General features: G+C 74.7%; 23 protein-coding genes. 9 read left to right on the top strand and 14 right to left on the bottom strand.

Annotation, left to right across the window (positions count from 1 at the left end; translation table 11 throughout):
- Window positions 1-61 precede the first annotated feature (61 nt).
- The 4 genes from ACIO5E_RS19725 (at window position 62) to ACIO5E_RS19710 (ending at window position 3,235) form a co-directional block, all read left to right on the top strand.
- A complete protein-coding gene (locus ACIO5E_RS19725) occupies window positions 62-328 on the top strand; it encodes a UBP-type zinc finger domain-containing protein (protein WP_280675703.1) in 267 nt (88 codons plus the stop codon).
- Between the two features lie 168 nt (window positions 329-496).
- Window positions 497-769, top strand: coding sequence for a hypothetical protein (locus tag ACIO5E_RS19720; RefSeq protein WP_400669329.1), 273 nt, complete (start codon window positions 497-499; stop codon window positions 767-769).
- 188 nt (window positions 770-957) lie between these two features.
- Window positions 958-2,187, top strand: a complete 1,230-nt coding sequence (locus ACIO5E_RS19715) for a serine hydrolase domain-containing protein (RefSeq protein ID WP_400669327.1) — start codon at window positions 958-960, stop codon at window positions 2,185-2,187.
- Window positions 2,188-2,257: 70 nt separating this feature from the next.
- Complete coding sequence (locus ACIO5E_RS19710; protein ID WP_400669325.1) at window positions 2,258-3,235, top strand: sigma-70 family RNA polymerase sigma factor; 978 nt, start codon at window positions 2,258-2,260, stop codon at window positions 3,233-3,235.
- Here ACIO5E_RS19710 and ACIO5E_RS19705 read toward each other — a convergent pair.
- Window positions 3,143-3,469: an STAS domain-containing protein gene (locus ACIO5E_RS19705; RefSeq protein WP_400669323.1), complete on the bottom strand. Its 327-nt coding sequence runs from the start codon at window positions 3,467-3,469 to the stop codon at window positions 3,143-3,145. The genes ACIO5E_RS19710 and ACIO5E_RS19705 overlap by 93 nt on opposite strands.
- A gap of 230 nt (window positions 3,470-3,699) precedes the next feature.
- Here ACIO5E_RS19705 and ACIO5E_RS19700 point away from each other — a divergent pair, with 230 nt between their 5' ends.
- Window positions 3,700-4,137: an SRPBCC domain-containing protein gene (locus ACIO5E_RS19700; protein WP_400669321.1), complete on the top strand. Its 438-nt coding sequence runs from the start codon at window positions 3,700-3,702 to the stop codon at window positions 4,135-4,137.
- 82 nt (window positions 4,138-4,219) lie between these two features.
- On the top strand, window positions 4,220-4,711 hold the full coding sequence (locus tag ACIO5E_RS19695) for an NUDIX domain-containing protein (RefSeq protein WP_400669318.1): 492 nt from the start codon (window positions 4,220-4,222) through the stop codon (window positions 4,709-4,711).
- A gap of 81 nt (window positions 4,712-4,792) precedes the next feature.
- Here the strand turns inward: ACIO5E_RS19695 and ACIO5E_RS19690 are convergent, their stop codons facing one another.
- The 4 genes from ACIO5E_RS19690 to ACIO5E_RS19675 all read right to left on the bottom strand — a co-directional run bounded on the left by ACIO5E_RS19690 (window position 4,793) and on the right by ACIO5E_RS19675 (window position 7,686).
- Complete coding sequence (locus ACIO5E_RS19690; RefSeq protein WP_400669316.1) at window positions 4,793-5,554, bottom strand: Clp protease N-terminal domain-containing protein; 762 nt, start codon at window positions 5,552-5,554, stop codon at window positions 4,793-4,795.
- A 115-nt stretch (window positions 5,555-5,669) separates the two neighbouring features.
- On the bottom strand, window positions 5,670-6,410 hold the full coding sequence (locus ACIO5E_RS19685) for a tyrosine-protein phosphatase (RefSeq protein ID WP_400669314.1): 741 nt from the start codon (window positions 6,408-6,410) through the stop codon (window positions 5,670-5,672).
- A 127-nt stretch (window positions 6,411-6,537) separates the two neighbouring features.
- A complete protein-coding gene (locus tag ACIO5E_RS19680; RefSeq protein ID WP_400669312.1) occupies window positions 6,538-7,251 on the bottom strand; it encodes a VC0807 family protein in 714 nt (237 codons plus the stop codon).
- 171 nt (window positions 7,252-7,422) lie between these two features.
- Window positions 7,423-7,686, bottom strand: coding sequence for a hypothetical protein (locus ACIO5E_RS19675; RefSeq protein WP_400669310.1), 264 nt, complete (start codon window positions 7,684-7,686; stop codon window positions 7,423-7,425).
- 53 nt (window positions 7,687-7,739) lie between these two features.
- On the opposite strand from ACIO5E_RS19675, the gene ACIO5E_RS19670 reads away from it, so the two are divergent.
- The 3 genes from ACIO5E_RS19670 (at window position 7,740) to ACIO5E_RS19660 (ending at window position 11,728) form a co-directional block, all read left to right on the top strand.
- Window positions 7,740-8,636, top strand: a complete 897-nt coding sequence (locus ACIO5E_RS19670) for an RNA polymerase sigma factor (RefSeq protein ID WP_400669307.1) — start codon at window positions 7,740-7,742, stop codon at window positions 8,634-8,636.
- The gene (locus ACIO5E_RS19665) at window positions 8,633-9,727 is read left to right on the top strand and encodes a hypothetical protein (RefSeq protein ID WP_400669304.1); all 1,095 of its coding nucleotides are present in this window, start codon (window positions 8,633-8,635) and stop codon (window positions 9,725-9,727) included. Before ACIO5E_RS19670 ends, ACIO5E_RS19665 begins: the two co-directional genes overlap by 4 nt.
- Window positions 9,728-10,177: 450 nt before the next feature.
- Window positions 10,178-11,728: a protein kinase gene (locus tag ACIO5E_RS19660; RefSeq protein WP_400669301.1), complete on the top strand. Its 1,551-nt coding sequence runs from the start codon at window positions 10,178-10,180 to the stop codon at window positions 11,726-11,728.
- Window positions 11,729-11,797: 69 nt separating this feature from the next.
- Here the strand turns inward: ACIO5E_RS19660 and ACIO5E_RS19655 are convergent, their stop codons facing one another.
- The 9 genes from ACIO5E_RS19655 to ACIO5E_RS19615 all read right to left on the bottom strand — a co-directional run bounded on the left by ACIO5E_RS19655 (window position 11,798) and on the right by ACIO5E_RS19615 (window position 19,130).
- The gene (locus tag ACIO5E_RS19655) at window positions 11,798-12,253 is read right to left on the bottom strand and encodes a pyridoxamine 5'-phosphate oxidase family protein (protein ID WP_400669298.1); all 456 of its coding nucleotides are present in this window, start codon (window positions 12,251-12,253) and stop codon (window positions 11,798-11,800) included.
- 54 nt (window positions 12,254-12,307) lie between these two features.
- Window positions 12,308-12,934 carry a glyoxalase gene (locus ACIO5E_RS19650; RefSeq protein ID WP_400669295.1) on the bottom strand — a complete coding sequence of 209 codons (627 nt, stop codon included), beginning with the start codon at window positions 12,932-12,934 and terminating at the stop codon, window positions 12,308-12,310.
- A 5-nt stretch (window positions 12,935-12,939) separates the two neighbouring features.
- The gene (locus ACIO5E_RS19645; RefSeq protein ID WP_400669292.1) at window positions 12,940-13,368 is read right to left on the bottom strand and encodes a helix-turn-helix transcriptional regulator; all 429 of its coding nucleotides are present in this window, start codon (window positions 13,366-13,368) and stop codon (window positions 12,940-12,942) included.
- A gap of 87 nt (window positions 13,369-13,455) precedes the next feature.
- On the bottom strand, window positions 13,456-13,866 hold the full coding sequence (locus ACIO5E_RS19640) for a VOC family protein (protein WP_400669289.1): 411 nt from the start codon (window positions 13,864-13,866) through the stop codon (window positions 13,456-13,458).
- Between the two features lie 90 nt (window positions 13,867-13,956).
- The gene (locus tag ACIO5E_RS19635; protein WP_400669286.1) at window positions 13,957-14,520 is read right to left on the bottom strand and encodes a potassium channel family protein; all 564 of its coding nucleotides are present in this window, start codon (window positions 14,518-14,520) and stop codon (window positions 13,957-13,959) included.
- Between the two features lie 85 nt (window positions 14,521-14,605).
- Window positions 14,606-15,982 carry a hypothetical protein gene (locus ACIO5E_RS19630; protein WP_400669284.1) on the bottom strand — a complete coding sequence of 459 codons (1,377 nt, stop codon included), beginning with the start codon at window positions 15,980-15,982 and terminating at the stop codon, window positions 14,606-14,608.
- Window positions 15,983-16,140: 158 nt separating this feature from the next.
- Window positions 16,141-16,452 carry a Sec-independent protein translocase subunit TatA gene (gene tatA / locus ACIO5E_RS19625; RefSeq protein WP_400669282.1) on the bottom strand — a complete coding sequence of 104 codons (312 nt, stop codon included), beginning with the start codon at window positions 16,450-16,452 and terminating at the stop codon, window positions 16,141-16,143.
- A gap of 229 nt (window positions 16,453-16,681) precedes the next feature.
- Window positions 16,682-17,251 (bottom strand): methyltransferase family protein, encoded by a 570-nt coding sequence (locus ACIO5E_RS19620; RefSeq protein WP_400669279.1) that lies wholly within the window; start codon window positions 17,249-17,251, stop codon window positions 16,682-16,684.
- 328 nt (window positions 17,252-17,579) lie between these two features.
- Entirely contained in the window at window positions 17,580-19,130 is a 1,551-nt protein-coding gene (locus ACIO5E_RS19615) for an MFS transporter (RefSeq protein WP_400669276.1), read from the bottom strand.
- Window positions 19,131-19,138 lie beyond the last annotated feature (8 nt).

Here is a 19,138-nt window from a genome sequence, read left to right as displayed (position 1 = left end):
CGACCGGGCGCGCGGCGTGTCCTGGGACCGGGCCCGGCCCGGCCGTCACTACCCTGCGTGCATGAGCGCCTGCGAAGACCTCGCCGCGGCCCCCCGGGACATCGACCCCCTCCCGCCGGCCGACGGCTGCGCCGACTGCCTGGCCCAGGGGCGCCGGGACTGGGTGCACCTGCGGATCTGCCTGGACTGCGGCCACATCGGCTGCTGCGACTTCTCGCCGCAGCGGCACGCCACCGCGCACTTCCACAACACCTCGCATCCGGTGATCCGCTCGTACGAGCAGGGCGAGGACTGGCGCTGGTGCTTCGTCCACGAGGTCATGGGCTGAGGTCATGGGCCGAGGTCATGGGCGGGGGCCCGGCCCGAGGGCCCGGGCCGGCTGTTCACCGTTCCCGGTGGCAGCGGCGGGCAAGCCCGATAAAATCCGGACATGACGCCCGTGCGGCCCCTCCGGTCGACAACCGTCCGGCCGGTGACCGCCGAAGGGAGGCCGACGATGACCAAGCGAACACCGGGCAGTACCGCCAAGCTCCGCCAGGGCACCCAGGAGCTGCTGGAGCGCCGCGGCATGGCGACCGCGCCCATCCGGCTGGTGCCGAGACTGCGCGCCGACGCCATGTCCACCGCCGGCGCCGGGTACGCCGCGCCCGACGCCTTCCGGCACGGCGGGCGCGACCAGGCGTCCTTGGCGGCGCACGCCACCCCGGCGATGCACGCCGAGCTCAAGGGCCACCGGCACCGCGGTGCGGAGAAGCACTCCGCCCACTGATCGGTTCCGAGTCCGGGGGCGGGCGCCGCGTTCCGGCGCCCGCCCCTGACGCATGCTCAGGGGTGTTCTCCGGGACGGTTCCGGGTCGGCTCGGGGTCGCCCCGGATGGTCCGGACGGTGGCTCTGCCGAAGACTCGTCCCGTCCGAGCCACCGCCCGACGGGCGAGCCGCAGTTGGAGAGCCGTCAGATGAACACCCTTGTGCGCAACCGCCGTTGGGCCACCCTCGCGGCGGCGGGCGCGCTGCTCGCCGCCGTCACGGCCGGCGCCGCGACGCCCGCGCTGGCCGCGGACGCCCCGTCGACCGCCGCCGCCACCGCCTCCGGCGCCCGGCCGGGCCCGCTGGACCGGGACGCCCTCGCGCGGACCCTCGACACCCTGCCCGCCGACATCACCGGAGGGCAGGTCCGGGTCGGCGGCCCGGACGCGCGGTGGCGCGGCACCTCGGGGGCGGACGTCCCGGCGGACGCCCGGTTCCGGATCGGCAGCATCTCCAAGGTGTTCACCGCGACCGTGATGCTCCAGCTCGCCGCCGAGGGCAGGGTCGACCTGAACGGCACCGTGCAGCAGTACCTGCCCGGGCTGCTGCCGGCCGGCTACCCGGCGGTCACCGTCGGCCAGCTGCTCGACCACACCAGCGGCCTGCCCGGCGGTGGCGGCATGACCTCGGGGGACGGCAGCACGGCGTGGTTCGCCGCGCACAAGGCGGACTCCTTCACGCCCGAGCAGGTGGTGGCGGACATGCTCACCCAGCCGATGGGCTTCGCGCCGGGCACCGCGCAGCAGTACAACGGCAACAACACCTTCGTCGCCGGGATGGTGATCGAGAAGATCACCGGCGACACCTTCGCCGACCAGGTGCGGCAGCGGATCACGCGTCCGCTGGGCCTGCACGCCACCTACGTCCCGGCCGCCGACGACCTGTCCCTCCGGGGCCCGCACGCCTCCGGCTACGTGGACGTCCGCGCCGCCGACGGCACGACGACCCGGGTGGACGTGACCGAGCAGAGCCCGTACCCGTGGGCCGAGGGCGGCATGATCTCCTCCGCCGCCGACCTGGAGCGCTTCTTCACCGCGCTGTTCCGCGGCCGACTGCTGCCGCCCGCCCAGCAGGCCGAGCTGTTCGCGGTGCCGGACGTGCCGAACAACCACAACAAGTCCTGCGACCTCGGCCCGACCGCCGGGCACGCCTGCTTCAGCAAGGGCCTGATGCGCGCCGTCCTGCCGAACGGCACGGAGATCTGGGGCAAGACCGGCGCCCGGCCCGGCTACAGCAGCGCCGTGTTCGCCACCCGGGACCTCTCCCGCACCGTCGTCGTCGGCCTCGACCCGACCGGGATCAGCGGCGAGGAGTTCCCCACCCTGTGGAAGCTGGTGACCACCGGGTTCGGCTCCGGCCAGGTGTACGGGAAGCAGTGAGCCGACTGTCGGTGCCCTGCGCTACGTTCGTCCCGTTCGGCAAGGCACGGCAGGACGACGGGGGCACACCATGACCGACCTGATCACGGAGGAGCCGGTCGAGCTCCAGCTGGAGCGGTACCGGACGGAGCTGACGGGCTACTGCTACCGGATGCTCGGTTCGGTCTTCGAGGCCGAGGACGCGGTGCAGGAGACGATGGTCCGCGCCTGGCGCGGCCACCGGGGCTTCGAGGGCCGGGCCGCGCTGCGCTCCTGGCTGTACCGGATCGCCACCAACGTCTGCCTGGACGCGCTGAACGGCCGCAACGGCCGGGCCCGCCCGATGGACCTGGCCGGCCCGGTGACGGTGGCCACCGCGAACGGCACCCAGCTGCCCGAGGTGACCTGGATCGGCCCCGCGCCGGACGGCCGGGTGCTGCCCGAGACGGGTGATCCGGCCGAGGTCGCCGCCCAGCGCGAGTCGGTGAAGCTGGCCTTCGTCGCCGTGCTGCAGCGCCTCGCACCCCGGCAGCGGGCGGTGCTGATCCTGCGTGAGGTGCTCGGCTGGAAGGCCGCCGAGGTGGCCGAACTGCTCGGCGTCACGGTGGCCTCGGTGAACAGCGCGCTGCAGCGGGCCCGGGCGGTGCTCGCCGCGGACGGCGAGGCCGCCCGCCCGGCCCCCGCCCTGGACGACGACCACCGCGCCCTGCTGGACCGCTACGTCCGCGCCTTCGAGGCGTACGACATGGACGGCCTCGCCGCGCTGCTGCACGAGGACGTCACGCTCAACATGCCGCCGTTCGCGATGTGGCTGCGGGGACGGGACGAGATCCGGGACTGGATGCTCGGCCCCGGCCACGGCTGCCGCGGCTCCCGGCTGCTCCCGGTGACGGCCAACGGGGGCCCGGCCTTCGCCCAGTACCGGCCGAGCCCGGCGGGCGGGCACGAGCCGTGGGCGCTGATCGTGCCGGAGGTGTCAGCGGGTCGGATCACCGGGTTCACCAGCTTCCTGGACACCGACGTGCTCTTCCCGCTGTTCGGCCTCCCGCCCCGGTTGGACGCCGAGTAGCCACTCGACGCCGAGGGGGTCCACGGCCCCCGGCAACAGGGCGGCGAGCCCGCTGAACGCGAGCAGTTCCCGTAGCGGGCCGCTCGCGTTCAGCAGTACCACGCCCACCCCGTACCGCGCGGCGGCGAGCCGCAGCCGGGCGAGGGCGTCGACGACGGCCAGGTCGGGCGCGGCCAGCGCGCCCAGGTCACAGGTCAGGACGGGGGCGGTCAGGGTCTTCCGGGCGGTCTCCATGCTGCTTGGACCGGCCGGGCGGCCCGGGCTCATCGGCTCCGGCGGAACTTTCCCCGGAACTCCGCAGAACTCGGCGCTCCGCCGCACTGCTGAGCACGTCTCAGAACTGCTCAGCGCTGCTCAGAACTTCTCGAAAACATCTCCGCGGGGAGCGATGAGTTTCGGATGCGGCCCCGGTCTACCCCTGTGCAAGCGCACCACTGACACTCACGAACGCGAAGGACCACACCATGACCGAGAACCCGGGCGAGCTGACCATCACCCGCGAGCTGCCGGCCACCCCGGACGCGGTCTTCCGCGCCTACGTCGAGCCCGAGCAGTTCATCCGCTTCTGGGGCCCGGTCGGCACCCACGTCGAGTTGGACACCGTGACCATCGAGCCCACGGTGGGCGGGCGCTACGACAGCACCATGACCATCGACGAGACCGGTGAGAAGTACCCGATGCGCGCCACGATCACCGAGATCCGCCCGGGTGAGCTGATCGCCCTGGCCGAGGAGGGCGTGGGCATGCGTTCCACGCTGACCTTCAAGGACCTCGGCGACGGTCGCTCCGAGGTGGTCCTGCACCAGACCGAGGTGCCGGCGATGTACTGCGGTCCGGAGGCCGAGGCGGGCCTCAACTCCAGCTTCGACCGCCTGGTCGAGCACCTCGCCGCCCGGCACTGAGCCCTCCCCGCCACCGGGCGGCCGCGGGCGGCCCGGTGGCAGAGTAGGCGGTCCAGGACCACCGTGCCCCAGGAGGATCGCAGTGACGGCTGAGCCCTTGAAGTCCCGCGAGGAGTGGTTGGCGTCCTTGCCCAGGATCTACGCGGCGGCCGGCTGCCTGCTGCGGGACGAGTCCGGCCGGGTCCTGATCGTGAAGGCCGGGTACCGCGAGCACTGGCAGTTCCCGGGCGGCACGATCGACCTCGGCGAGGGCCCGGTCGAGTGCGCCGCCCGGGAGCTGTGGGAGGAGACCGGCATCGTCAAGGCGGCCGGGGAGCTGCTGGCCATCTCCTGGACCCACCCCTCGGCCGAACTCGACCACCCCGCCGAGCACTTGATGTTCGACTTCGGCACCGTCCCGGACGGCACCCCCGTGACCGTCCCGGCCGGCGAACTCGACGCGCACCGCTGGGCCACCGTCGAGGAGGCACTGGAGCTCCTCGGCCCGGCCCGCTCGGCCCGGTTGCGGGCGGCGCTGGAGGCGGCCGTCGACGGCCGGGTGCGGATCGTCACCACACACGTCTCCGGCTTCTGAGCGGTCCAGCCGAAGTGCCGTGCCCCGGGTGGGAGTTCCATCCGGGGCACGGCTAAGACGGTCGGTCTAAGGCGCAGTGCCTCACTGCTGCTGCTCGGGCTCCGCGTTCCGGGCGGCGATGATGGCGGCGATGGTCTCCGAGACGAAGGTCTCCGTCTCGGGCTTGTCCACCTTCAGGCCGGCGAGCACGCCCTCGCCGTGCTCCAACTCCAGCAGCGCGAGCAGGATGTGCTCGGTGCCGACGTAGTTGTGCCCGAGCTTGAGCGCCTCGCGGAAGGCCAGCTCCAGCACCTTCTTGCCCTGTCCGTCGTACGGGATCAGCGCGGGCGGCGTCTGCTCGACGGCGGCCGGCAGGACGGCGGTGGTCGCCGCCCGGACGGCCTCGGGGGTGACGCCCTGGGCGGCGAGCGCCTTGACCGCGATGCCCTCGGGCTCGGCGAGCAGGCCGAGCAGGATGTGCTCGGCGGTGATCTCGGCGTTGTTCGCCCGCCGGGCCTCCTCCTGCGAGGCCACCACGACCTTGCGGGCCCGGGGCGTGAACCGGCTGAAGCCCTGGCTGGGGTCGAGGTCGGTGGGGGCGCCCGGGTCCTTGGGGACGAATCGCTTCTGGGCGGCCTGCTTGCTGACCCCCATGCTGCGGCCGATGTCGGTCCAGGACGCGCCGGAGCGGCGGGCCTGGTCGACGAAGTGGCCGATCAGGTGGTCGGCGAGGTCGCCGAGGTGGTCGGCGGCGATGACCGCGTCGGACAACTGGTCGAGCGCGTCGGGGTGGACCTTCTTGATCGCGGCGATCAGGTCGTCGAGGCGCAGCGGAGTGGTGTTGGGAACGACGGGATTCTCCATGCGTCAACCGTAGGTTGTCGATCCCGCGCCGTCAACCATTGGTTGACGATGTGCGTGGATGGTCTTCCCCGGTGACCAGGAGGGTTCGGATGGTCCGTCAATCACGGCCGAGGTGTTACGAGTTGGGCAGGAGGCGGGCCCGGGCGGCGGCGACCTCGGCGGGGGTGGCCCCGGCGGCGAGCAGGTAGCCGGCCGGGTCGAGGTCGTCCAGCGCGCCCGACAGGGCGGCCTCGGCGGTGGTGCCGGCCTCGGCGAGCACCGCGTCGATCCGGCGGTACGGGTCCGGCAGGCCCAGCATCCCGTACAGCGGGCGGACGTTGGGGCCGCTGAGCAGGTAGTCCTCGACGATCGCGGCCCGCTCGACGCCGGCCAGGGCGAGCAGCAGCAGGGCCGCCAGGCCGGTGCGGTCGCGGCCGGCGCCGCAGTGCACGACCAGGCCGCCGGGGCGGGCGCCGGCGATGGCGGCGATCAGTGCGGCGGCGGCGTGCGGGCAGTGGTCCAGGTAGCGGCGGAGCGCGAGCGGGGTGCCGTCCAGCCGGCCGTAGGCCTCCCACCAGGTGGGGCCGGCGAGTTCGTCCAGCGGGACGCGGATCAGCTCGACGCCCTCGGGGAGCGGGAGGAGCGGCTTGTACTCCTCGGCGTTGCGCAGGTCGACCACGGTGCGGACGCCGTGGTCCAGGAGGGCGTCCCAGCCCTCGGCGGTGAGGCGGTCCAGGTTGTCCGCCCGGACTATCGCCCCGCGGGCGGTCGGCCGGCCGGAGACGGTGGGCAGCCCGCCCAGGTCGCGGACGTTCAGGCAGCCGTCCCAGACGAGGGTGCGTTCCTCGGTGGTGCTCAGCGCGTGCGTCCTGCTCATGGGATCCCCGTTTCCTCGACCGGGGGTCCCGTTACCCCCTCGTTATGAAGGACTCCCGGGAGATCCGGATGGTTCCTCGCCGTTCGGATCGCCGGCACCCTTCGTTCGGCTCGTCGAGGGGTCCGGGTCAGGCGGCGGTGGGGGCCTCGGCCTCGGCGCGGACCAACTTCTCCATCGGCTCGACCGCGATCTGACCGAGCATCGAGCCGGCCACGATCGCGCCGATCAGGAACACGGTGGACAGCCAGGCCATGGTCGCCACCGGGAGGGTGAAGGCGCCGACCACCCGGGCGACGCACTCCGCCAGCAGCGCGGTGCCCCAGATGCCCGCGAACACCCGCTCATGGTGGCGGAAGGCCCGGGAGCCGGCCGCCCGGCCCTCGACCAGCCGCTGCCAGGCGGCGGCGCGGTCGCGCTTGCCCTTGGTGATGAAGGGCATCACCATCGGGGTCATCACCGAGCGGCCGATCAGCCCCGAGACCAGGACCGCCAGCGCCACGGTGCCGGTCAGCCCGCCGTCCTTGGCGATCATCAGCCGGGCGTCGCCGGTGACGAAGGTGAGCGCCAGGCCGGCCAGGTTCACGACCAGCATCAGCGTCGCCCACAGGTTGAGCCTGCGCTCGCGCAGCAGGCCGAGGACGGTCCGGCCGGCCGGGATCGCGCTGCTCCACGCCAGCGCGGCGAACTCGCTCAGGCCGCAGGCCGAGTGCAGCAGGTAGTAGCCGACCAGCGGGGCGGCCACGTCGAGGGCGAGCGGGCGGAGTCCGGAGACCGCCGGGTTCGGGGCCTTGCCGGCCTTGGCGGGGGCGGTGGGGGCGGCGGCGCTGACGGTCTGGCTCACGGTGGGTTCCTCCCCGACTGGTGGCCGCGGGCCGGTGCCCGCGTCGTGTCTCCAGTCTTTCCGTCCGACCCTCCGTCAGAGCAGTGTCGTCCGTTGCGGGATCCGCGTGACAGTTGTCATGGTGCGAGCCGTGGCACCCGCTCCGACCTGCGGCTTCCCCGGCCTCCGAGGTCACCGGCCGGGCGGGAAGCACCACAGCTCGCGGCCCAGGGTGTCCAGGCCGCGGACGGTGTGGAAGCGCTCGTCCCCGGCCGAGAGGAAGCCCCGCGCGACACCCTCCAGGACGGTCCGGGCGACGCCGCCGCCCCTGGTCCAGGCGTCGGGGCCGTGGATCCGGCCCGGACTGCTTCGCCTACTGACAACGTAGGCGGGGGAGGAGCGCCGGGGCCGTGGGTGAAGGACAGCGGCCGGCAGGATCTTGGACCCGGTGGCCACGGTCCTTCGCCCGCACCCCGAGGCGTTCGCCCGGATGGCGCATGATGTGGCGGGTGCAGAGTGCAGAGCGCCCCGGAGCGGGCACCGGCAGCCCCGTCGGCCGGTCCGGACCAGTACCTCCCGCCGGGCCGCCAGCGGGTCGGGCCCCCGCTCCCGTCGATCTGACCGAGGCCGTCCGGGCCGCCCAGGCGGGGGACGAGGAGGCGTTCCGGCTGCTGTTCCGGACCGTCCAGCCGGGCCTGCTGCGCTACCTGCGGGTGCTGGTCGGCGGCCGGCCCGAGGACGCCCAGGACGCCGAGGACATCGCCTCCGAGACCTGGCTGCAGATCGCCCGCGACCTGCACGGTTTCTCCGGCGACGGGGACGGCTTCCGCGGCTGGGCCGCCACCGTCGCGCGCCACCGCGCCCTCGACCACCTGCGGGCCCGGCGCCGCCGCCCGGTCGCCGACCTGCCCTTCGAGTACCTGGCCGGGCTGGCCGCCGGGGACGACACCGCGGGCGCCGCGCTGACCACGGTCGGCACCGCCGACGCGCTGGCGCTGATCTCCCGGCTGCCGCGCGACCAGGCCGAGGCCGTCCTGCTGCGGGTGGTCATGGAGCTGGACGCCGAGAGCGCCGCCCGGGTGCTCGGCAAGCGGGCCGGCAGCGTCCGGATGGCCGCCCACCGGGGGCTGCGGAGACTGGCCAAGGTGCTGGAACAGCCCTTCTCCGCCGGGGTCGGGATCCCGGCCGCGCGCGAGGCCGCACCGGCGGCGGGGTGGCCCGTGCGGCGGCCGGCGCAGAAGCCCGCCGGGGGAGCCGCCGAAGAGCCCGCTGAGGAAGCCGCCGGGACAGCGGAAGCCGCCGGGAAAGCGGAAGCCGCCGGGAAAGCCGCGGGGAAGCCCGCGAGAAAAAGTTCTCCGCAAGGTGTGACAGAACGCCGGGCCGCGACGCTGAAGGACATGAGATGAGCACCAACCGATCCCGTCGGATCGACCGTGACGCTGCCGAGCATCTGCTCGGCGGTGCCGTGGGCGGCCCGTCGGCCGGGCAGGACGCCTCGCTCACCGGACCGGACGACGGTCCCGGGCCGCTCGCCCGGGTCCTCGCCGCGGCCGCCGCCCCGGCGACGGCCCGCGAACTGGCCGGGGAGGAGGCCGCCCTGGCCGCGTTCCGGGAGGCCCGTCTCACGTCCGACCCCGTAGTGACCGCACCCGTCCGGAGACGATCGATGGCGACCGCCGCGCTGGCCAGGGCCTTCAGCACGAAGGCCACTGCCGCCGTGCTCGGCGCCACCGCGCTGTGCGGGGTCGCGGTCGCCGCCGGCACCGGCAACCTGTCGTCCCCGCTGGGCGGCGGCTCCGCCACACCGGAGCACACGCTTGCCGCCGCAGGCGGGTCCTCCGGCAGCGCGCCCGGTACCCCGTCCGCCGATTCGTCCGCCGGTTCCCCCTCCGCCTCGCCCGGTGCCCCGTCCGCCCGTCCGTCCGGTGGTTCCTCCGGCGGCGGCCCACAGGTGGTCGGGCCGTCCACCGCCCCGACGACGCCCGGCAGCCCCTCCGCCGACGCGGACGCGGACGGGCACGGCACCCGGTCGGTCCCGCCCGCTCTGATCGCACTCTGCCGCGCGTTCGCCGACCGGACGGGCAAGGGCGAGCGCCTGCCGGGCACCGAGCCGCAGTTCGGTCCGCTGGTCGCGGCGGCCGGCGGGGCGGAGAAGACGGCGGACTTCTGCGCGGAGGTGCTCGGCACGGCGGGCGACGACCACCAGGGCGCCACCGCGCCGTCCCGCGAGCCCGGCAGTACCGTCCCCGGCGCGACGAAGGGGAACGGTGGCGACGGGAAGGGCAGCGGGCAGGACAACGCCGACGGCGGAAACACCAACGGCGGGAACGGCAAGGGCAACGGCCAGGACCGGGCCAACGGCGGCACCGGAGCCAAGCCCGGCCGGCCCGGCGCGACGATCCCGGCGCTGCCGGCCGTGCCGCCCCCGCCCGACGTCCGCCCGAGCAGGCCCGACCGGTCCGGCAGCAGCCAGTCGGATCAGCCGGATCAGAGGTAACCCCCAGAACTCCGGGTGGGCGGCGAGCGACTCCCCCCGGGCTCGCCGCCCACCCGGATCGCACCACCCGCAGTACCGCAGTACCCGCACCACCCGCAGTACCCGCACCACGGCAGTGCCGCCGCCGCGCGGCACCGCCGGTCAGCACCACCCGAAGACCCCGGGTGGCCGGTCGGCTCCCCCGTGCCCGCCGGCCGCCCGGCCGGCCCCGGCCGGACCGGCACGCGCTCTCCCCGGACGCGCCGCCGGCCCGGCCGGCCCGGAACGTGCGGCCCGCCCTCCCGCAGTCAGGGCGGGCCGCACTCCCCCCGTGCCGGCGGCCGGGGGACCGCTGCCCGGTCCCCCGACCGCCTCCCCGCCCCCGGCGGAGCGGTCGGGCGGGGCGGCTATCGTGCACAGGTGCACGAGGCGGCCCGGAACCCCGGGCGCGGCACGTGAGGGGAGTCCCAGGTGATCGGACGGGCGCTGAACGGGCGTTACGAACTCGTCGAGATACTCGGCGTCGGCGGCATGGCCACCGTCTGGCGCGGCGTGGACCACGTGCTGGGCCGTCAGGTGGCCGTCAAGGTCCTCAACGGAGGGCTCGCCGACGACCCCCGCTTCGCCGAGCGGTTCAGCCGCGAGGCGCAGCACGCGGCCATGCTGGTGCACCCGAGGATCGTCATGGTCTTCGACTCGGGCGTCGACCAGGGCACGCCGTTCATCGTCATGGAGCTCGTCCACGGCCGCTCGCTCGCCGCCGTGCTGGCGCAGCAGCCGAACCTGCCGGTGGAACGCGCCGTCGGCATCGCGGCGGCGGTCTGCGAGGCGCTGGCGGTCGCGCACGCGGCCGGGCTGGTCCACCGGGACATCAAGCCCGGCAACATCATGATCACCGACGACGGCGGGGTGAAGGTCGTCGACTTCGGCATCGCCCGGGCCGGGTCGTCCAGCAACCTGACCCAGACGGCGAGCGTGCTGGGCACGGCCGCGTACCTGTCGCCCGAGCAGGCCACCGCCTCGGCCCTGGACGGTCGCACCGACCTGTACGCCGTCGGCTGCGTGCTCACCGAAATGCTCACCGGCGAGACCCCGTTCACCGCCGAGACCCCGGTGGCGATCGCCTTCAAGCACGTCAGCGAGCAGCCCCTGCCGCCGTCCGTGCGCCGGCCCGGCCTGCCGCCCGCCCTGGACGCGGCCGTCCTGCGCCTGCTCGCCAAGAACCCCGCCGACCGGCCGGTGGACGCCGCCGCGGCGCGCGTCGAACTCCTCTCCACCATCCCCGGGTTGGCCATCGGCGACCCGACGGCGGAACTCCTCGCCACCGCCGCCCCGACCCAACTCATCCCGCCCGTACGGCCGGTGAGCCCCAACCAGCAGCACACCACGCTGCTCCCGTCGCAGGCCCCGCCCGCCACCTCGCTGATGGCCGCCGTCCCGGCGGACCCGCCCGCACGGGCCGGCCGGAGCCGGAGCCGTGGCCGCAAGCCCCTCGTCCTCGGCGCGCTGGGCGTGGCCGGACTCGCCGGCGTCGCAGCCCTGGCCGTCACCGCCTTCGACGAGCCCGCCGCCCCCGCCGCCACCAAGGCGCCCGCAGCCACCGCCAGCAAGGCACCCACGGCCCCCACCCCCACCCCCACGCCGACCCCGACGCCCACCACCGCGGCCCCCACCACCCCGGCCACCCTCCCCGTCGTCCCCAGCCCGACCGTCCCCCGCAACCAGGCCCCGGCCCTGCAGCTCAACGCCTTCCGCCAGGCCGTCGCCCAGACCCAGATCGGCGGCAAGGAGCGCGACCACCAGGTGGAGCTGCTGCGCATCCTCGACGACGCCTCCGCCCGCCTCAACGAGGGCTCTCCCGACGACGCGGCCCAGGAGCTCAAGGACGCCCAGAAGGTGATCCGCGACCTGGCCAAGAAGCACGCCATCGACGGCCCCACCTACGCCAACTGGAACACCCGCCTCAGCGCCCTGTTCCTCACCCTGCACGCCACGGCCGCCACCGACAACCAGGACTGGTGACCCGGGGTCCGGCGTCGGACCCCGGCCTGCGTGGCGGCGCCGGGGCGCGGACCCCGGGCGCCGGCGGGCTCAGCCGAGCCAGCGGCCGTCGCGCATGAGGTCGCGGCCCTGGATCTCGTTCGCCTCCCGCCAGGCCTGGACGCGCTGCGGCCGGATCCGGAAGTACTGGTAGGGCTCGTCGAGTCCGCGCGGGTCGAAGCCGGTCCTGGCCGCGAACGCGTCGCCCGTCTCCGGGTCGAGGTCGGCGGCGTCCACCGGCTCGGCGAGGCCGTCCGCGATCACGACGTCGCGGGTCGGGCCGAGCCCGAGGCGCACCCGGCCGTCCGCCAGCAGGTTGCGGCCGGTGAGCGAGGCGCGCGGTGTCGCGACGAGGAACGCCACCCCGTCCCAGAGGTACGAGAGCGGGACGAGGTGGGCGCCGCCCGAGGCGCCCGCCGTCGCGACCCAGAGGTCGACCTCGCCCGCCAGCTTCGCGCGGGTGTCCCGCAGCCTCTCCTCGAACCCGCGCGGCGCCGTGTCCGTCATGCTTCCTCCGGTCGTCTCGGGACGGCCCCTCCTGCGGCGGACGGGCTTGGTCGGTCAGGACGTGTGGGCCGGCTGCGGGGTCTCCCAGGCGAACCCGTCCGGGTCGGTGAAGGGCCCGGCGGCGCTGCCGATCGCGATCCGGTGCGATCCGGTGCCGTCGGGGGAGACGCCCGCGTCCTTGGCGAGGGCCCGGCGCTTGTACAGCGCCAGCTGGACGGGTCCCGACCCGGTGGCGAACTCCACGTACACGGGGCCGAAGCTCTTCGCCACGGCGAGGCCGCGTTCGACGTAGAACCGCTTGCTCGCGCCCACGTCCGCGACTCCCAGCAGGAGCACGATCCGGTCGATCTCCCGGGTGGCCGGGCCGGTGTCCTTCTTCGCGGAGGTCGCGATCTTCCAGATCGTCCCGTCCGGGGCCTGGACGACGCCGCCGTAACCCCACAGCGACTTCGCGGCGGGCTTGAGGGCCGTGGCGCCGGCGGCGAGGGCGGCGTCGACGAAGCCGTCGACGGTGGCTGGCCGGGCGACCGTGAGCGAGAGCGTGAACCCGCGGAAGCCGGTCGTCGCCGCCTGGGAGGCCCGCAGGCGCAGCTGCGTGTCGAGGCCGAAGGCGGTGGTGTAGAAGCGCTGGGCGGCCGTGGGGTCGGCCACGTCGAGGGTGATGGAGTCGATGGAGGTCATGTCCGTCACGCTAGTTGTGGCTCGGTGGCCGGGGCTTCTCGAATCCTGACCGGTCCCACCGCCCGTCGGACCCGGCGTCGGTACTCGGCGGGCGGCATGCCGACCAACTCGGTGAAGCGGGCGCCGAAGGCGGCCGGCGACGGGCAGCCGACGGCGAGGCGGGCCTCGGTGACACCGAGGGCGCCGCAGCGCAGGAAGGCGGCCGCGCGCTCGATGCGACGCGCGGTCAGGTACCCGTACGGCGAGTCGCCGTACGCCAGCCGGAACTCGCGACCGAGCTGCCCGGCCGCCATGCCCACGCCGCGCGCGAGCGCCACGACGTCCAGCGGCCGCGCGTACTCGCGGTCGATCCGGTCCCGGACGCGGCGCAGCCGCGCGAGGTCGCTCAGGCGCTGCGCCTCGGCGCGTGCGCGTGCCCACGAGGGGTGACACACGGGGAGGACTCCTTTCGTCGACTCACGTCGGCCATCGGCGGCCTCCGTCGGCCTCCGTCGATCGCGGAACCGGTGGTCGGGGCCGGTTCAGCGCACCTCCTGGATGCGGATCAGGTTGCCCGCGGGATCGCGGAAGGCGCAGTCGCGGATGCCGTACGGCTGCTCGGTCGGCTCCTGGACGACCTCGGCGCCGCTGCCCTGCACCTTCTCGAAGGTGCCGTCGAGGTCCCGGCTGGCCAGCAGGATCCAGCCGTAGGTGCCCTTGGCCATCATCTCGGCGATGGTGCGGCGCTCGTTCTCGGTGATGCCGGGGTCGGCGGCCGGCGGCGCCAGCAGGATGGAGGTGTCGGGCTGGCCGGCGGGGCCGACGGTGATCCAGCGCATCCGGCCCTGTCCGACGTCGCCGCGGACCTCGAAGCCGAGGACGTCGCGGTAGAAGGCCAGGGACGCGTCCGGGTCGTCGTGCGGGAGGGCGCTGGTGTGGATGGTGATGTCCATGGCGCCGATGCTAGGTCCGGCGCTGCGGCCGTGCTTCTCGATTCCTGACCGCCACCGGATCGTCCACAGCCTGTGGACAACCTGCGCACGCTAGGGCCGGGGCCCCCGGTGGGCCCGGACGTCGAGGCCCGCCCGGATCGTCCGCGACAGCGTCCCCGCCGCCGCCGCGAGGAAGACGAAGTTGTACCCGATCTGCAGGATCACCACCAGGCGCGGCCCCTGGCCGGACGGGGTGATGTCGCCGTAGCCGACGGTGGCCAGGGTGACGATGGTGAAGTAGAGCGCGTCCAGCCGGGTCCGCAGCCCCTCGAACTCGCCGGTCCGCTCGGCGAGGACGTAGTAGGTCGTGGCGAAGACGGTCATCGAGAGCCCGATCAGGAAGACCAGCCAGATCACCGGACGTCGCTCGGTGCCGCGCACGGCGCCGAGCATCTTCTCCAGCAGCAGGGTGCTCAGCCCGGTCAGCGCGGCGGCGAACGCGAGCCAGCCGAGCAACGGGTGCGCCAAGCCGAGGAAGCGCAGCGGCAGGGTGAAGTACGCGGCCATCAGGAGCGTGAAGGAGCCCAGCAGCAATCCGGTGGCCCGCAGGTCGACGAAGCCGCCCGGCGGCGGTGACGGCGGTGGTGGTGGCGGTGGTGACTGGCTTTCGGACATCCCGTCCAGCCTCCGGCCCCGTCCGGCGGGCCGCTGCCCGGGCTGGGCCGTTCGAGGCCGGCCGGCCGGTGCCGCTGACCGCCCCTCAGGTGGAGGCCGGGGCTCCGCCTTCCGGTCGGCCCGGTTCGTCCAGCAGCTCCAGCACCGCCAGGACGCCGACCAGCGCGAGCGCCAGGCAGAGCGTCACCAGCACCGTCGGGTAGCTCCACAGCACGAACGCCAGCGCCGCGCCCGCCACCGCCGCCCAGCCCAGCCAGGCCTTCCAGCGGTGGACGAACCGGCCGACCGGTCCGAGCCGCAGCCCGGCCCGTTCGGCGGTGTTCCGGGCGGAGCCGAGCGCCGCGTGCCAGCCGCCGCGCACGGTACGGGCCCAGCGCCCGCCGCCGCTGATCCAGGCGCCGAGTGCGACGACGAGTCCGAGCGCGATGATCACCCGGACGGCGGAGCGCAGGTAGCGCACGAGCGTGTCGTACACCGCCTGGGCGGCCGCCTGGTCCACCCCGGCGGGGAGCCTGTCCAGGTAGACGGCCCGGAACACGCTCAGCCCGAGGCCCAGCAGCAGCGCCCCGGCGGCCATGCCCAGCGCCGCCGTGACCGCCGCCCGGCGCCGCCGACCGGCCAGCAGCACCCCGCCGACGGCGCAGGCCAGCGCGAGCACCGGCACCCAGAAGCCGGCCAGGTCCAGCAGCCGGAGGCCGGTGCGGACCTTGGGGATGGCGTCGGACTGCACCAGCGTGTACGAGGTGTGGATCTCCGGGATCTTCGAAGCCACCGAGAGCCCGTTGTCGACCAGCGCGGTCTTCACCCGGGCGATCACCGGGGCGAGGTCGAGCACCACGGTGTCGTTCCTGATCTCGACGGCGCCGCCGCCCTGCCCGGTCAGCATCCGGTCGATCGCGGCGTGCGCCTCCCGGTTGACGTCCGTCCAGATGGTGACGAAGGCGTCGCTGTCCACCACCCGCTGGACCTGGGTGTGGACGAAGCCGGTGAGCCCGCTGGTGAGGGCCTGGCCGATGCCGTTCAGCAGGGCGCCGAGCTTGGGCCGGTCGTCGGGGGCGACGTTGTCGAGCAACGAGTCGACCGGGATCTGCTGCATGATCGCGTCGGTGACCCGGTTGGTGACGGCCGCCTTGACCGCCGGGTCCCTGGCCAGCGGCGCCATGGTCGCGACGTACCGGTCGGTGTCGCCGACCTGCGATTTCGCCCAGACCGCGACGGCGCCGAGCGGGGTCAGCACGCAGGCCAGCAGGATCAGCAGGACGGCGAGCAGGGAGCGCGCCCGGTGGCGGCCCTGACTGGCCTGACTGGCCTCCAACTGTCGGTCCAGCCGGGCCTCGTGGGCCTCGACGGCGCTCAGTCGGGCCCGCAGGTCGGCCAGTTCGTCGGGCGATCCGCCGGGCGGTCCGGTGGGCCGGCCGGCGGGCGGCTCGTCGGGGGACGCGCCCGGCTCGTCGGTGGGCATGCCGCGACTCCGTTCCTCCGGTGGTGCAAACTAGGAGATAACGGATCAGATCGGACGGCCAGTCGAGCGCGCTCCGGGGTCCACCCCTCCCCGGACACGGCGGAAGCCCCCGGTACCGTCGTCGGACGGTGCCGGGGGCTTCCGGAGGAACGCGGGACTCAGGCGGTCGTCTCGGGCCGCTTCGTCTCGGTGGCCTTGGTCACGTTGGTCGGCGTGACGGCGGCCGGCTGCTGCGCGGCGGTGCTCTGCGCGGTGCCGGCGCCCGGGGCCGCGGTGCTCTGGGCGGTGGCGTTCTGCGCGGCGTCCGCCGGAGCGTCGTCCTCGCGCAGCGCCTTCGTCTCCGCCTTCAGGATGCGCATCGACTTGCCGAGGCCGCGGGCCATCTCCGGCAGCTTCTTCGATCCGAACAGCAGGACTACGACCGCCAGCACCACCAGGAGGTGCCAGGGCTCAAGACCGTTCCGCAGCATCCCTGGCCACCGGTCCCTTCTTGTCTAGAGTCACGGGTGGGCTAGCGCCCATGCTGGCCAGTATGCCTGGCTGCGACGGTGAACGGATACACCGGCCGGGAAACGCTGGCCAAAAACCAGGTGCCGTTCGAGCGGAACGCGAGCAACTGCGGCGGCGACGGGCCCGGTCGGGTCGGTTCGCGGCCCCGGTGACCAGCCCGCGCGCCCCGCGCGCCCGGCGGGGCGGGGATCAGTACACGAAGGGCACCAGCCGCTTCGAAACCCGCCGGTACTCGGCGTACGCGGGCCCGAAGGCGGCCAGCAGCAGTCGCTCCTCGGCGCTGATCCGCCAGCCGTACGCGGCCAGTAGCAGCGCCGCCACCAGCAGGGTGGCCGGCCAGCTGCCCAGCCCGAGCGCGTAGCCCGTCCAGACCAGCAGGCTGCCGGCGTAGCCGGGGTGGCGGATCTGCCGGTACGGGCCGCTGCGGACGACGTGCTGGGTGTCCACGGTGCGCAGGGTGCGGGTGTAGTAGCGACCCAGGGTGCGCATGCCCCAGCCCCGCAGCGCCAGCCCGGCGGCGATCAGCGCGATGCCGAACCAGCGCGCCCAGGTGGGAAGTTCGCCGATCCCGGCGCGGCCGAACAGCACCACGACCAGCACCGAGGCGAGGTAGCAGGCGAGCAGCAGCCCGGTCGAGCCGCGGTCGCGGCCGTCCGCGCGCCAGGTGCCGGCGGCGGAGTCCTCGCGGCGGCGCAGCATCAGCTCGTAGCCGACCCAGCACAGCATGCCGAGGAGGGAGAGCAGGGTCGTCGGGGACATGCGGTGGCTCCTGGCGGTCGGAGGTGCGGGCCACGTACCCCTTCACGGTCCTCCGCCGGGGCCGCCGACGCATGCACCCGCAGGTGGAGGGCCCGGGCTCCACCCCCGGGTGGACCCCCGACCCGCCCGCCGGCCCCGGCCTCCACGCCGGGCCGTTCCGCCGGCCGGCCCGGCAGGTGAGCCGCGCCGGGTGGGCGCCTCCCCGGCGAGGCCGTCGCGCGCCGGGCACGCCGTCACCACCGGTAGGCCCGGGGCCGTGGACGGCGGAGAGCCCCCGCCCGGGGTGGGCGGGGGCTCTCGATGACTCGCGTGGATCGGACCGGGTGGGTCAGGCGGTGGCGGCCTCGGGCTGCGGGGCCGGGGCGGCGGCGGGGAGGTGGCGCATCAGGCGGTAGGCCAGCAGGGAGGCGCCGAGGGCGAAGACCAGGCCGACCACGGCGGCGACGTGCAGGCCGTCGGTGAAGGCGGCCCGGGCGGTCTCCAGCAGGTCGGCGCCGACCCGGCCGGGCAGGTGGGCGGCGGCGGTGACCGCCCCCCCGAGGGTGTCCTGGGCGGTGCGGGCGGTCTCGCCGTCGACGCCCGCCGGGAGGGCGCCGTCCAGCTGGTGGCGGTAGACCGCGGCGCCGGCCGCGCCGAGCAGGGCGATGCCGAGCGAGCTGCCGAGTTCGACGGCGGTCTCGGAGGTGGCGGAGGCGGCGCCGGCCCGCTCGACGGGGGCGGCGGAGACGACCATCTCGGCGGTCATGGTCATGGTGCCGACGGTGCCGGCGGCGAGCACGCCCGCCGCGATGAGGATGAGCGCCAGCGGGGAGTGCGCGCCGACCTGGGTCATCAGCGCGAAGCCCGCCGCGCCGACCAGGAAGCCGCCGCCCATCAGGGCCGCCGGGCGGACCTTGCCGGCCAGCGCCGAGCTGATGCCGACGGCCGCGCCGACGCCGACGCTGGGCACCAGCGACCAGAGCGAGGCGGTGAGCGGGCTCATGCCCTTGACCAGCTGCAGGTACTGCGAGGTGAAGAGGGCGAAGCCCATCATGGCGAACATCGCGATGGTGTTGACGCTGATCGCGCCGCTGAAGGTGCGGATCCGGAACAGGCCGAGGTCGAGCAGCGGATCGGCGGCGGTGCGCTGGCGCCGGACGAACGCGGCGGCGAGCAGCAGGCCGGCCGGGACGGCGAGTGCGGGCAGCGGGCTCCAGCCGTCCACGGCGAGGGTCTTGACGCCGTAGACCAGCGGCAGGATCGCGGCCATCGACAGCGCGGCGCCGGGCAGGTCGAAGCGGCCGGTGCGGGCGGCGGCGCGGTACTCGGGGAGCAGAGCCGGGGCGGTGAGCAGCACCAGGGCCATCACCGGGACGGCGATCAGGAACACGGAGCCCCACCAGAAGTGGCCGAGCAGCAGACCGCCGGCGACCGGGCCGAGGGTGGCGCCGGCGGTGAGGATGCCGCCCCAGGCGCCGAGGGCGATCTGCCGCTGCTTGGGGTCGTGGAACATGGTGCGGATCAGCGCGAGCGTCGAGGGCATCACGGTGGCCCCGGCGGCGCCGAGCAGGGCGCGGGCGGCGATCAGCTGGCCGGCGCTGTCGGCCCAGGCGGCGAGCAGCGAGGCACCGATGAAGCCGGCGGCGCCGATCATCAGCAGCCGGCGGCGGCCGATCCGGTCGCCCAGCGAGCCCATGGTGATGAGCAGCCCGGCGAGCAGGAACGAGTACATGTCCATGATCCACAGCTGCTGGGTGCCGCTGGGCGCCAGCGTGGTGGAGATGTACGGGACGGCGAAGAAGAGCACGCCCATGTCCATGGCGAGGACGAGGGTCGGGAGCAGGAGGACGGCCAGGCCGATCCATTCGCGACGGCCTGCGCGGCCGGTGGTTGCGGTCATGGGGAAGA

The organism is Kitasatospora sp. NPDC087314 (genome assembly GCF_044744365.1).
Lineage (GTDB): Bacteria > Actinomycetota > Actinomycetes > Streptomycetales > Streptomycetaceae > Kitasatospora.
This window is presented reverse-complemented; position numbering and strand designations above follow the sequence as displayed.